Raw genomic sequence first — 12,409 nt, forward strand, 5'->3', positions numbered from 1 at the left:
CAACGCCCGGCCTGCTGGCCGGGTTGTCGTCAGAACAGGCCTATCGGCCAGTGATGGCCAATTACGTACAGGACCCCGGCGGAAATCACTCCGGCGACGATATCGTCCACCATAATGCCCATCCCGCCGTGGATATTGCGATCGAACCAGCGGATCGGCCACGGCTTCCACATATCAAAAATACGGAAAATAACAAACCCTGCGGCAACCCACTGCCAGTCCAGCGTCGGCAAAGCCATCAGGGTGATCCACATCCCGACAAACTCGTCCCAGACGATACTGCCGTGATCGTGGGTACCCATATCTTTCGCCGTACGGTGACAGATATACACGCCGATGCAGATGCTCATCATCACCACCAGCGAATAGAGCTGCCAGGGGAGAAAAGTCATCAGATACCAGAATGGAATCGACGCCAGCGATCCCATGGTTCCAGGCACGACAGGACTTAACCCGCTGCCAAAACCGGTCGCCAGCAGATGCCAGGGATTACGCATCTTCAGGCGGCTTTTCGCGACATCTTTACTCCGCACCAAAATGGTCATACCCCTTAAAGTTCAGCGTGACCGCCTTCCCCTCGCGGGTAAAGTGCAGACCTTCGTTTTCCGGCAGGATCTGCCCGATACAGGTAAAACGCGCGCCAAGATGGGCGAGAGCGACATCCAGGGCCCCGCGGTTAAGTTCAGGCACGGTAAAGCACAGCTCGTAATCTTCGCCGCCGGAAAGCGCCCAGCGGAGCGCCTGCTCCGCGTCAACCTGGCGCAGCATCGCATCCGAGAACGGCATCATATCCAGATCAACGCGCGCGCCGCAGCCGCTGGCGTTGAGAATATGCCCCAGATCGGAAATCAGGCCGTCGGAAAGATCGATGGCGGAGCTTGCCAGATCGCGCAGCGCCTGGCCCTGCAGAATACGCGGTAGCGGGCGCAGATGGCGCGCCAGCAGATAATCGGCATCGGCCGCGTCTTCAACCTGTAGCCGCGCCTGCAAAATCGCCAGGCCCGCAGCGCTATCCCCCGGCGTCCCGGTGACATAAATCCAGTCGCCCGGCTTCGCTCCGGAGCGCTTCAACGCACGTCCCGGCGGCACGAAGCCGTGAATGCCCAGCGTCATCGACAGCGGCCCGCGAGTGGTATCGCCGCCAATCAGCTGCATATCATAATAGCTAAGCTGAACAAACAGGCTGTCGCTAAAGGCCTCCAGCCACGCTTCGTCCGCTTCCGGCAGGGTCAGAGCCAGCGTTAACCACGCCGGTTCAGCGCCCATTGCCGCAAGGTCGCTCAAATTCACCGCCAGCGCTTTATAAGCCAGGTCGGCAGGGTCGATATCAGGTAAAAAATGGTTTCCCGCCACCAGAGTGTCGGTGCTGATTGCCAGCGTTTTTTTCTCGGGGATATTCAGGAGTGCGCAGTCGTCACCAATGCCGGTTTCAACATCAAGACGGGCGCTTTTTACACGATCAAAATAACGGGCAATCAGGGAAAATTCGCCGCATGCCATACGTTATGCCTCAGCAAAAGAAAAAAATAAGACCGGATTGCAGAGAGCAGAACTCTGCAAAACCGGCCCTGGCGTTTACTTTTTGTTGGGACGAATTACCGGGGCTGCTTTGTCCAGCACGCCGTTGACAAACTTGTGGCTATCTTCAGCGCCAAAGGTTTTTGCCAGCTCGATGGCTTCGTTAATCGCAACTTTGTACGGTACATCGCTGCGCTTTGCCAGTTCAAACAGCGCGATACGCAGCACTGCCTTTTCCACCTGACCCAGCTCGTCCAGCAGACGAGACAGGTACGGCTTCATCAGGCCGTCGAGATATGCGCTGTTAGTCGCCACTCCGGACAGCAGCTCACGGAAATACAGAATGTCCACATCTTTCACATCCTGTTCCGCCAGGAACTGGTATTCGACATCAGCGATGTCGTTCTGGGACAACTGCCAGGAGTAAAGCGCCTGGACAGCACACTCACGAGCGCGGCGACGAGCAGCAGGTTTCACGGAATTCCCCTTACAAAAATCAGGCCTTAATGGCTTTCAATACGTTAATCATTTCCAGCGCGGTCAGCGCGGCTTCAGCGCCTTTGTTACCGGCTTTGGTACCAGCACGTTCGATGGCTTGTTCAATACTTTCAGTGGTCAGAACACCGAAGGCTACCGGAATGCCGCTATCCTGAGCGACGTGCGCCAGGCCATTGCTTGCTCCGCCAGCCACATATTCAAAGTGCGCAGTGCCGCCCCGAATAACGGTACCCAGCGCAATCACCGCGTCATATTTACCGGTTTTTGCCAGCGCGCCAGCCGCCAGCGGCAGCTCATACGCGCCGGGCACCCAAACAACGGTAATGTTTTCATCTTTTACCTGACCAATGCGTTTCAGGGCGTCAATCGCACCCTCCAGCAGGCTGTCATTGATAAAGTTGTTGAAACGCGCAATGGTGATGGCGACGCGAGCGTCCGGGGTAGCAACGTTAGCTTCAATAATGTTCATACTCTTCCTTCGGGTTCATTTGGCCCCGCAAGGGGGGCGGATTCTATCACAATAATCGGCACACTGCTTTCCCTTTTGACCGGGGAAATCAGGCATTCACTAAATGCAGGCAAATATCCGGGCCTACATGACGTATCTCGTTGAATTTGAAATGGGGCGCCTGGCTAAGTTTCTCAAGCCCCGGCAATACGCACAATCCCCGCGCGTCGTTGCCTAACAGTTTAGGCGCAATATAGACGATAAGCTCATCCACCACCCCGGCCTGTAACAGCGCGCCGGCGAGCGCTGGTCCGGCCTCGACCCAAATCGAGTTAATCTGCTGTTTCCCCAGCAGCATCATCAGCGAAACCAGGTCAAGATGGCCGTTATGCGCCGGCACCAGCAGGCTACGCACGTTCTCCGGCCACTGGCGTTCATCTTCGCGGGTACGGGCAAACAGCGTTTCGCCTGCCTGCTGCACAATACGATGCCGCGGCGTCACGCGATTCTGGCTGTCGATGACGATCCGTAAAGGCTGGCGCAGGTCTTCTTGCGGATACAACGCCTGGGTATCGGCATCCAGTTCCTGCCAGCGCACCGTGAGCGCCGGATCGTCCGCCAGCACCGTGGCGCCGCTGGTGAGGATGGCGTGGCTTTGCGCGCGCAGACGCTGCACGTCGCGTCGCGCCTGCGGTGACGTTATCCACTGGCTCTCGCCGCTGGCCATCGCCGTGCGGCCATCCAGCGACGCGCCCATTTTAAGCTGGACATACGGGAATCCCGTGCGCATCCGCTTCAGAAAGCCTTTATTCAGCGCTTCGGCCTCGTTCATCATCAGCCCGTGGCTGACGTCAACGCCTTCCTGCTGCAGACGGTATAAACCGCGCCCCGCGACCTGCGGATTCGGGTCCTGCATCGCGGCGACCACCCGGGCCACGCCCGCCACAATCAGTGCTTCGCAGCACGGCGGCGTCCGCCCGTGATGACTACAGGGTTCCAGCGTGACGTAAGCCGTCGCCCCTTTTGCTTTTTCGCCCGCCATGCGCAGCGCATGAACTTCCGCGTGCGGTTCGCCAGCGCGATAGTGAAAACCCTCGCCGACAATCTCGCCGTCTTTGACGATCACGCAGCCGACATTCGGGTTGGGATGCGTGGTGAAGCGGCCGCGCGCAGCAAGCTTAAGCGCGCGCGCCATGTACATTTCGTCCTGCATGGCTTAATCCTGTAGACGGGCGATCTCTTCGCCGAACTCTTTAATATCTTCGAAACTACGATAGACGGAAGCAAAACGGATATAGGCGACTTTATCGAGCTTTTTCAGTTGCTCCATCACCAGATTGCCGATCATTTTGCTCGGCACTTCGCGCTCGCCGGTGCCGCGCAGGTGGGTTTTAATGTGGTTTATCGCCATTTCCACGTCATCGGCGCTGACCGGGCGCTTCTCCAGCGCTTTTTGCATCCCGCTGCGCAGTTTGTCCTCATTAAAGGGTTCACGCACATCGTTGCTTTTTACCACCCGAGGCATCACCAGTTCCGCCACCTCAAACGTCGTAAAGCGTTCATTACAGACCAGACACTGGCGACGACGGCGCACGGAAGAGCCCTCGCCCACCAGACGAGAGTCGATAACTTTGGTATCTACGGCGAAACAGAAAGGGCAGTGCATAGCGCGTCCTGACATGTAGTTAAACTGGCGGGTAGTTTACCGCGAAGTGACCCGACAACAAAGAAAGAGCTTTTGAGATAAAGGATCTATGGTGCGCTATCCGGACAGACTACCATTAATCATCCTCTGTTAACGGAATCCCAACGATGACAAGACGTTATTTAAAACTGGCCCTCATGGGCAGCCTTTTCACCCTCAGCGCCTGCGCACAGCAAAGCGAAATCCACCAGATGAACCAGAGCGTGAGTACGCTGAGCACAGAGATGAGCCAGCTAAATCAGCAAACGATAGAAATCACGCAGCAAAACGCCCTGAATGCGAAATCAAGCAGCGGCGTTTACCTGCTGCCGGGAGCGAAAACGCCTGCCCGGCTCAAAACTCAGATTGGCACCCTGCGTATGTCGCTGCTCAACATCACTCCGGAGGGCGACAGTACCCGACTGACCCTGCGCATCCAGGGAGAATCCAACGATCCGCTACCCGCTTTTAGCGCAACGGTCGCCTTCGGGCAGATCCGCGGTACAACCGACAGCTATCAGGAAGTCAACGTACAAAATCAGCTCATTAACGCGCCAGCCAGCATTCTGGCGCCGAGCGATATCAATATTCCGCTGTGTCTGAACGGCGTCTCCCCGGAGCAACTCGGCTTTGTCCGTATCCACGATATCCAGCCCACAGAGATGCAGTAACCTTGTTTCGCCGGCGGTCACAAACCGCCGGCGCTTTCCCGCCTTACGAATCCATTCACAAATTTCCTGATAGGTTCATTAGAAATTGACAATTCTTATGAATTTTAATGGCATTTCGTCAATCAATGCATAAAAATGTGAACGCAATCGATTGCTTATGTCTTCACCATATGAAAAAACACATATTTTTGTGAGCAATGATTCATATAATATACACCACAGAAATATGAAATATTCAGAAACGCTTCGGCGATTCTTGTAACGCCTTCAGGCTTAATTTAAACAGTGGCATCAATATGAAAAAAACATTACTGGCAGCTGGCGCAACTCTGGCCCTTTCCGCATCTTTCTCCGCCAGCGCGGCAGAAAACGACAAACCGCAATATCTGTCTGACTGGTGGCATCAAAGCGTAAACGTGGTGGGGAGCTACCATACCCGTTTCGGGCCGCAGCTACGTAACGATACCTACCTGGAATATGAGGCGTTTGCGAAGAAAGACTGGTTCGATTTCTACGGCTATATGGATGCCCCGGTATTCTTCGGCGGTAACACCAATGCGAAGGGGATCTGGAACCACGGTTCTCCCCTGTTTATGGAAATTGAGCCGCGTTTCTCTATCGACAAACTGACCGGGACAGACCTGAGCTTTGGCCCGTTCAAAGAGTGGTATTTCGCCAACAACTACATCTATGATATGGGCCGCAATAAGTCTGGTCGTCAGAGCACCTGGTATATGGGTCTGGGTACCGATATCGACACTGGCCTGCCGATGAGCCTCTCCCTGAACGTCTATGCGAAATATCAGTGGCAGAACTACCTGGCTGATAACGAAAACGAGTGGGATGGCTATCGTTTCAAAGTGAAATACTTTGTGCCGCTGACCGACCTGTGGGGCGGTAACCTGAGCTACATCGGCTTCACTAACTTTGACTGGGGCTCCGATCTGGGCGACTCTCAGTACCGTACCAGCAACTCTATCGCCTCAAGCCACATTCTGGCGCTGAACTACGATCACTGGCACTACTCCATCGTAGCGCGTTATTTCCATAACGGCGGACAGTGGGAAAACGACGCTCAACCGGTATGGCAATCCGAAACGGTTAAGTCTACCGGCTGGGCTGGTTACCTGGTCGTTGGTTATAACTTCTAAGCGGTTTATTTACCGCCCGCCCAACATAAGGCCGGGCATAGAGAAAGCACCGAACGAGCCACTCGCCGGTGCTTTTTTATTTCTTTTTATCCATCATCGCTTTCAAATTAGCGAAGGGATTATGCGTCGCGACGCCGACATCTTTCTGCGCGTCCTCCCCGGCAATCACGGTCGATCCATACTGATCCGCTTCGGTATATTTCGAATGCTCATGATCGTGACAATACAGGCATAGCAGTTCCCAGTTACTGCCGTCTTCCGGGTTATTGGTGTGGTCGTGATCGATATGATGGACCGTCAGCTCACGCAGGTTGGAGTAAACAAATTCGCGAGAGCATCGCCCGCATACCCATGGGAATAATTTGAGCGCCTTTTCACGATAGCCGTTTTCCAGCCGAGTATAGTTTTTAGGGATAATCGCCATAATGACTCTGTATCTGCGTTAAAGGTAGGGTTAGGGGGAAGTTTAACACTCTGCGCGCGCCATTGCCCGTGGAGGATGCATAAGCTAGCGTTCACCGCTGGATTTTTATGGCCTGTTTTCACGGCGTACTTTACGTAAAAAATCGCTTAACCCAGGAGCGTTATGATCCAATAGGCACGGACGTAAGTAGCCCCGAATGAGAGAGAAATTCACTGGCATTACGCCATGTCAAAGGCCATTCATCATAAAGCGTAGCGAGGATGTACACTGCTGTAACCATAAAAAATCCCGGCCAGATGGCCGGGATCCCAGTGATAACGTGAACGCGTAATTAAGGCAGAATAGACGGCTGATCCGCCCCTTCTTTCTCCACTTTCTGCTGCAGCATATGCTCGCGCTTCATGCCCAGCTTCAGCGCCAGCGCGGACGCCACGTAAATAGAAGAAGCCGTACCGATAGAGACGCCGATCAACATGGTCAGCGAGAAGCCCTGCAGAATCGGACCGCCAAAGAGATACAGCATCAGGATAACCATCAAAGTGGTCCCGGATGTGATCAAGGTACGGTGCAGCGTCTGTGTTAACGACACGTTAAAGATTTCGTACGGCGTACCGCGGCGAATCTTACGGAAGTTTTCACGAATACGGTCAGATACCACGATACTGTCATTAAGCGAGTAACCGATAACCGACATCAACGATGCCACGATAGTCAGGTCAATCTCAACATGCAGTAGCGACAGTACGCCCATCGTAATCACCACGTCGTGCGCCAGCGCGATAACCACCCCGGCAGCCAGACGCCATTCAAAGCGGAAACCGACGTAAATCAGGATGCATACCAGCGCGGCGATCAGCGCCAGGGCGCCGGTCTGAGCAAGATCTGCTCCGACGCTCGGCCCCACAAACTCAATGCGTTTAACCGTTGCGTTCTGGCTGGTTGAGTCGTTAATCACCTGTACAACTTTGCTGCCCAGCTCCTGGCTACCTTTGGCTTCATGTACCGGCGGCATACGCACCATAATATCGCGACTGCTGCCGAAGTTTTGCAACTGCGGCTCTTCAAAGCCCGCCTTCTGCAGCGACGCGCGCACCTGGTCCATATCGACAGGTTTTTCGAGGGTAATTTCAATCACCGTACCACCGGTGAAATCAAGCCCCCAGTTAAACCCGCGCACGCCCATGATAATGATGGACAGAATCAGCAAAAAACCCGAAATGCCGAAGGCCCAGTAGTCCCAGCGCATAAAGTCCCAGACTTTACGGCCGTGGTTCAATTGTTCAACAGTATATTCCTGTGCCACAACGCACTCCTCAGATAGACAGCTTTTTAACGCGCTTGCCGCCGTACAGCAGGTTCACGATGGCACGGGTGCCGACGATAGCGGTAAACATTGAGGTCGCAATACCGATACCGGTGGTAATCGCAAACCCTTTAATGGCGCCGGTACCGACTGCGTACAGGATGATGACTTTAATCAGCGTGGTGATGTTGGCGTCAAAGATGGAACTGAACGCGCCGCGATAACCTTCGTCAATCGCCTGCTGCACGGTACGCCCGTTACTCAGCTCTTCTTTAATACGCTCGTTAATCAGAACGTTGGCGTCAACCGCCACCGCAAGGGTTAACACGATCCCCGCAATCCCCGGCATGGTCAGCGTCGCCCCCGGAATCAGGGACATAATGCCGACAATCAGCACCAGGTTTGCAATCAGCGCCGAAGTCGCAATCAGGCCGAACTTCTTGTAGAAGAAAATCATAAACAGAATAGAGACCACCAGACCGGCCAGACAAGCCTCCAGGCCCTGCTTGATGTTCTGCATACCCAGAGTTGGGCCAATGGTACGCTCTTCAACAATCTGAATCGGCGCAATCAATGCGCCCGCACGCAGCAGCAGCGAGAGCTGACGCGCTTCGGTGGCATTGCTGATGCCGGTAATACGGAAGCTATTCCCCAGGCGAGACTGGATGTTGGCGATGTTAATCACCTCTTCCTCTTTTGCCAGAATCGCACGACCGCTGGCATCTTTCTTACCGCTGTCTTTATACTCCACAAACAGGGTCGCCATCGGTTTACCGATGTTGTCCTTGGTGAAGTTAGACATGATGTTGCCGCCAGCGCTATCGAGAGAGATATTAACCTGCGGCTGGTTGAACTCATCCATGCTCGACGTCGAGTCAGTGATATGGTCACCAGTGAGGATCACCCGCTTATACAGCACAACCGGCTGGCCTTCACGAGTATATTTCACTTCCGAGTCGCCCGGAACGCGGCCTGCAGCGGCTGCGGCGCTGTCAACGTTGGTGTTAACCAGACGGAATTCCAGCGTCGCGGTTGCGCCCAAAATCTCTTTCGCGCGCGCGGTATCCTGGATACCCGGCAGCTCAACCACAATACGGTCAGACCCCTGACGCTGAACCAGCGGTTCGGCAACGCCCAGTTGGTTTACACGGTTACGCAGGATATTGATGTTCTGCTGAACGGCATATTCGCGGGCTTCTTTCAGGCGATCATCGGTCATCACGGCCTTCAGACCGGTACTGCCCTGGGAGGAAATAACCAGATCGCGGTGACGCGGGCTAAGGTAAGAGATAGCCTGGTCGCGTGCCGCGCTGTCGCGAAAAGCGATGGTCAGGCCGTAGTTATCGGCTTTACGCACGGTGGTGTAAGGAATGCCTTTATCACGCAGCTCGCTGCGCAGGCTGTCGATATTCTGCTCCTGCAGTTTACTCAGCGCGGTATCCATGTCGACTTCCATCAGGAAGTGCACGCCGCCCCGCAGGTCAAGACCCAGCTTCATCGGCTCGGCGTACAGGGCCGCCAGCCAGCGTGGCGTTGCCGGAGCAAGGTTTAGCGCCACGACGTATTTGTCACCCAGCGCGCCCATTAGCGCTTCGCGCGCGCGCAGCTGGATATCGGTGGTGTCGAAGCGCGCGAGAATTGCGCCCTCTTCCAGTGCCACAGACTTCGCGGTAATTTTTTCTTCTTGTAGTGTTTTCTGGACCTGGATCAGCGTTTGCTCACTGGCGGCGACGCCGCGCGCGCCAGTGATTTGAACAGCCGGATCCTCACCATACAGGTTGGGAAGCGCATAGACTAAGCCGACGACAATAACGACGACCAGCATGACGTACTTCCACAAAGGATAACGGTTTAACACGGCAGTTCCCTTAGGGAAAATGAATAATTACAGCGCCTTCATTGTGCCTTTCGGCAGAACGGCAGCTACGAAGTCACGTTTGATAACCACTTCGGTGGTATCGTTCAGCGCGATAGCGATGTATCCGCTTTCAGCAACTTTAGTAACGCGACCAACCAGACCACCGTTGGTCAACACTTCATCCCCCTTGGCGATGGAGTTCATCAGGTTTTTATGTTCCTTGGTGCGTTTCTGTTGTGGACGCAGGATCATGAAGTAAAAAATCAGACCAAACACCACCAGCATCAGAATCAGAGACATCGGGCTGCCCTGCGCCGCGCCGCCAGTTGCCGCTACCGCATCAGAAATAAAAAAGCTCATTGAAATTCCCTCATTATTAAAATTAGTCAACGTTTAAAGGTGGAACAGTTCGCCCCTGACGTTGGTAAAAATCGGTCACGAAGCTCTCTAATTTACCCTCTTCGATAGCCTTGCGTAAACCAGCCATTAAGCGCTGATAATAACGCAGGTTATGAATGGTATTGAGTCGCGCGCCCAATATTTCGTTGCAACGGTCAAGATGATGCAAGTAAGCGCGTGAATAGTTGCGACAGGTATAACAATCGCACTCTGCATCCAGCGGCGAAGTATCGCTCTTATGCTTCGCGTTACGAATTTTCACCACGCCATCGGTGACGAACAGGTGGCCGTTGCGCGCGTTGCGCGTCGGCATGACGCAGTCGAACATATCGATCCCACGGCGCACCCCTTCAACCAGATCTTCCGGTTTACCGACGCCCATCAGGTATCGCGGTTTGTCGGCCGGGATCTGCGGACAGACGTGCTCCAGGATACGGTGCATATCTTCCTTCGGCTCGCCGACAGCCAAACCGCCGACAGCGTAGCCATCAAAGCCAATCTCTACCAGACCTTTAACAGAGATATCGCGTAAATCTTCGTAAACGCTGCCCTGAATAATGCCAAACAGCGCGTTTTTGTTGCCCAGACCGTCAAAACGGTCGCGGCTGCGCTTCGCCCAGCGCAGAGACATTTCCATCGAGCGCTTAGCATAGTCCCATTCCGCCGGGTACGGTGTACATTCGTCGAAGATCATCACGATGTCCGATCCAAGATCGTACTGAATCTCCATCGATTTTTCCGGATCGAGAAAAATCGGATCGCCGTTGATCGGATTGCGGAAGTGTACGCCCTGCTCGGTGATTTTACGAATATCCCCCAGGCTGAAGACCTGGAAACCGCCTGAGTCGGTCAGGATCGGCCCTTTCCACTGCATAAAGTCGTGCAGATCGCCATGTAGCTTCATGATCTCCTGACCCGGACGCAGCCACAGATGGAAAGTATTACCGAGAATAATTTGTGCCCCGGTCGCTTCAACTTCCTCCGGCGTCATTCCTTTTACGGTACCGTAGGTGCCAACAGGCATAAATGCTGGCGTTTCAACGACGCCTCGCTCAAACACAAGACGGCCGCGACGCGCGCGCCCATCAGTGGTATCTAACTCAAATTTCATTATTGCTCCTGCGTCAGAAAAACAGTCTGACGTTTAACGACTCGCTACGGAATGATCCCATAGCGAATAAATCCTGAAGGCGTCAAAATGGCAAGCAAGATCGCCTTCTTATGGACGCTCAAAAATAGCCTGCGGATTGTACGTGATAAACATCGCGTCCCCGTAGCTAAAAAAACGATATTTTTGTTCTACCGCAGCCTTATAGGCATTCATGGTGTGCTGATAACCAGCAAACGCCGAGACCAGCATAATCAACGTCGATTCAGGCAGATGGAAGTTAGTCACCAGCGCGTCGATCACTTTGTACTGATAGCCCGGATAGATAAAAATCTGCGTCTCGTCGAAGAAGGGCTCAATCAGATCATTTTTCGCCGCCTGCGCCGCGCTTTCAAGTGAGCGTACTGACGTTGTCCCTACCGCAATAACCCGGTTGCCGCGGGCTTTTGCCGCCAGCACCGCGTCGACCACTTCCTGCGGCACCTCCGCATATTCAGAGTGCATAATGTGGTCTTCAATAGCGTCAACCCGCACCGGCTGGAATGTACCGGCTCCCACATGCAGCGTGACAAACGCCGTCTCAATGCCTTTTTCACGCAGTTCCGCCAGCAACGGCTCGTCAAAGTGCAGACCGGCGGTCGGCGCGGCGACGGCGCCGGGTTTGCTGCTGTAGACGGTCTGATACAATTCGCGATCCGCGTCTTCATCCGGGCGATCAATATACGGCGGCAGCGGCATATGACCGATAGCATTCAGAATATCCAGTACCGGACGCGGGTCGTTGAATTCGACTTCAAACAGCGCGCCGTGACGCGCCAGCATGGTGGCTTTAATACTTTCATCATCGCCAAGCAGCAGTTCCGCGCCGGGTTTCGGCGCTTTAGAGGCACGAATATGTGCCAGAATACGTTTATCATCAAGCATGCGTTCAACCAGCACCTCGATCTTACCGCCGCTGGCTTTGCGGCCAAACAGACGGGCCGGGATCACGCGGGTATTGTTAAAGACCAGCAGATCGCCTGGATTGAGCTTGTCGAGTAAATCGGTGAAAGTACCGTGCGTCAGCGCGCCCGTCGGCCCATCTAATGACAGCAAGCGGCAACGACTGCGCTCAGGCATGGGATAGTGGGCAATCAGGGATTCGGGTAATTCAAAGGAAAAATCAGCAACGCGCATGACGGTAACTCAGACTTAATAAAGAGGCGGGTAGTCTAGTGCCCGGGCGTTCTCCCTGCAACCTTTACCCCGCCGCAGAGTTAGAATACTCTGAATGATTCGCGTTGCCGGGCAAAACGCCCAGCCGTTTTAAACCGCGCTCGCGCTAGCCTCGTAAGGATGAGGCCGACG

General features: G+C 54.4%; 14 protein-coding genes. 2 read left to right on the forward strand and 12 right to left on the reverse strand.

Annotated features, from left to right (window positions below; all coding sequences use genetic code 11):
- Positions 1-29: 29 nt before the first annotated feature.
- From pgpA to nrdR, 6 genes are all read right to left on the reverse strand, one after another.
- Positions 30-545, reverse strand: a complete 516-nt coding sequence (gene pgpA, locus ABK821_RS19275; RefSeq protein ID WP_138358141.1) for a phosphatidylglycerophosphatase A — start codon at positions 543-545, stop codon at positions 30-32.
- Positions 523-1,500 (reverse strand): thiamine-phosphate kinase, encoded by a 978-nt coding sequence (thiL, locus tag ABK821_RS19280; protein ID WP_142501775.1) that lies wholly within the window; start codon positions 1,498-1,500, stop codon positions 523-525. Before thiL ends, pgpA begins: the two co-directional genes overlap by 23 nt.
- Before the next feature lie 75 nt (positions 1,501-1,575).
- Positions 1,576-1,995, reverse strand: coding sequence for a transcription antitermination factor NusB (nusB, locus tag ABK821_RS19285; protein WP_138358145.1), 420 nt, complete (start codon positions 1,993-1,995; stop codon positions 1,576-1,578).
- A gap of 19 nt (positions 1,996-2,014) precedes the next feature.
- Complete coding sequence (ribE, locus tag ABK821_RS19290) at positions 2,015-2,485, reverse strand: 6,7-dimethyl-8-ribityllumazine synthase (RefSeq protein WP_045440500.1); 471 nt, start codon at positions 2,483-2,485, stop codon at positions 2,015-2,017.
- Between the two features lie 88 nt (positions 2,486-2,573).
- Complete coding sequence (ribD, locus tag ABK821_RS19295) at positions 2,574-3,677, reverse strand: bifunctional diaminohydroxyphosphoribosylaminopyrimidine deaminase/5-amino-6-(5-phosphoribosylamino)uracil reductase RibD (protein ID WP_343178342.1); 1,104 nt, start codon at positions 3,675-3,677, stop codon at positions 2,574-2,576.
- Between the two features lie 3 nt (positions 3,678-3,680).
- Positions 3,681-4,130, reverse strand: coding sequence for a transcriptional regulator NrdR (nrdR, locus tag ABK821_RS19300; protein WP_138358149.1), 450 nt, complete (start codon positions 4,128-4,130; stop codon positions 3,681-3,683).
- A gap of 146 nt (positions 4,131-4,276) precedes the next feature.
- Between nrdR and ABK821_RS19305 the strand changes: the two genes are divergently transcribed.
- Positions 4,277-4,819 (forward strand): DUF3251 domain-containing protein, encoded by a 543-nt coding sequence (locus tag ABK821_RS19305; protein ID WP_343178343.1) that lies wholly within the window; start codon positions 4,277-4,279, stop codon positions 4,817-4,819.
- Between the two features lie 296 nt (positions 4,820-5,115).
- Entirely contained in the window at positions 5,116-5,970 is an 855-nt protein-coding gene (locus tag ABK821_RS19310) for a nucleoside-specific channel-forming protein Tsx (protein ID WP_138358153.1), read from the forward strand.
- Positions 5,971-6,046: 76 nt separating this feature from the next.
- Here ABK821_RS19310 and yajD read toward each other — a convergent pair whose 3' ends face one another.
- From yajD to queA, 6 genes are all read right to left on the reverse strand, one after another.
- On the reverse strand, positions 6,047-6,394 hold the full coding sequence (yajD, locus tag ABK821_RS19315; RefSeq protein WP_138358163.1) for an HNH nuclease YajD: 348 nt from the start codon (positions 6,392-6,394) through the stop codon (positions 6,047-6,049).
- Between the two features lie 331 nt (positions 6,395-6,725).
- A complete protein-coding gene (gene secF / locus ABK821_RS19320) occupies positions 6,726-7,697 on the reverse strand; it encodes a protein translocase subunit SecF (protein WP_138358169.1) in 972 nt (323 codons plus the stop codon).
- Positions 7,698-7,707: 10 nt separating this feature from the next.
- Positions 7,708-9,555, reverse strand: a complete 1,848-nt coding sequence (secD, locus tag ABK821_RS19325; protein WP_138358171.1) for a protein translocase subunit SecD — start codon at positions 9,553-9,555, stop codon at positions 7,708-7,710.
- Positions 9,556-9,582: 27 nt separating this feature from the next.
- The gene (gene yajC, locus ABK821_RS19330) at positions 9,583-9,915 is read right to left on the reverse strand and encodes a preprotein translocase subunit YajC (protein ID WP_004099423.1); all 333 of its coding nucleotides are present in this window, start codon (positions 9,913-9,915) and stop codon (positions 9,583-9,585) included.
- Between the two features lie 22 nt (positions 9,916-9,937).
- Complete coding sequence (gene tgt, locus ABK821_RS19335; protein WP_138358174.1) at positions 9,938-11,065, reverse strand: tRNA guanosine(34) transglycosylase Tgt; 1,128 nt, start codon at positions 11,063-11,065, stop codon at positions 9,938-9,940.
- 108 nt (positions 11,066-11,173) lie between these two features.
- Positions 11,174-12,238 carry a tRNA preQ1(34) S-adenosylmethionine ribosyltransferase-isomerase QueA gene (queA, locus tag ABK821_RS19340; protein WP_138358176.1) on the reverse strand — a complete coding sequence of 355 codons (1,065 nt, stop codon included), beginning with the start codon at positions 12,236-12,238 and terminating at the stop codon, positions 11,174-11,176.
- Between the last annotated feature and the right edge of the window lie 171 nt (positions 12,239-12,409).

It is taken from the genome of Klebsiella sp. KE9456, assembly GCF_043832615.1.
Classification (GTDB): domain Bacteria; phylum Pseudomonadota; class Gammaproteobacteria; order Enterobacterales; family Enterobacteriaceae; genus Klebsiella; species Klebsiella indica.

What these genes read in the sequence shown, in the direction of transcription:
- ABK821_RS19305 (WP_343178343.1), top strand. Translation starts at nt 4,277, where the DNA reads ATGACAAGACGTTATTTAAAACTGGCCCTCATGGGCAGCCTTTTCACC.
- ribD (WP_343178342.1), bottom strand. Translation starts at nt 3,677, where the DNA reads ATGCAGGACGAAATGTACATGGCGCGCGCGCTTAAGCTTGCTGCGCGC.
- tgt (WP_138358174.1), bottom strand. Translation starts at nt 11,065, where the DNA reads ATGAAATTTGAGTTAGATACCACTGATGGGCGCGCGCGTCGCGGCCGT.
- yajC (WP_004099423.1), bottom strand. Translation starts at nt 9,915, where the DNA reads ATGAGCTTTTTTATTTCTGATGCGGTAGCGGCAACTGGCGGCGCGGCG.
- nrdR (WP_138358149.1), bottom strand. Translation starts at nt 4,130, where the DNA reads ATGCACTGCCCTTTCTGTTTCGCCGTAGATACCAAAGTTATCGACTCT.
- ribE (WP_045440500.1), bottom strand. Translation starts at nt 2,485, where the DNA reads ATGAACATTATTGAAGCTAACGTTGCTACCCCGGACGCTCGCGTCGCC.
- queA (WP_138358176.1), bottom strand. Translation starts at nt 12,238, where the DNA reads ATGCGCGTTGCTGATTTTTCCTTTGAATTACCCGAATCCCTGATTGCC.
- ABK821_RS19310 (WP_138358153.1), top strand. Translation starts at nt 5,116, where the DNA reads ATGAAAAAAACATTACTGGCAGCTGGCGCAACTCTGGCCCTTTCCGCA.
- pgpA (WP_138358141.1), bottom strand. Translation starts at nt 545, where the DNA reads ATGACCATTTTGGTGCGGAGTAAAGATGTCGCGAAAAGCCGCCTGAAG.
- thiL (WP_142501775.1), bottom strand. Translation starts at nt 1,500, where the DNA reads ATGGCATGCGGCGAATTTTCCCTGATTGCCCGTTATTTTGATCGTGTA.
- yajD (WP_138358163.1), bottom strand. Translation starts at nt 6,394, where the DNA reads ATGGCGATTATCCCTAAAAACTATACTCGGCTGGAAAACGGCTATCGT.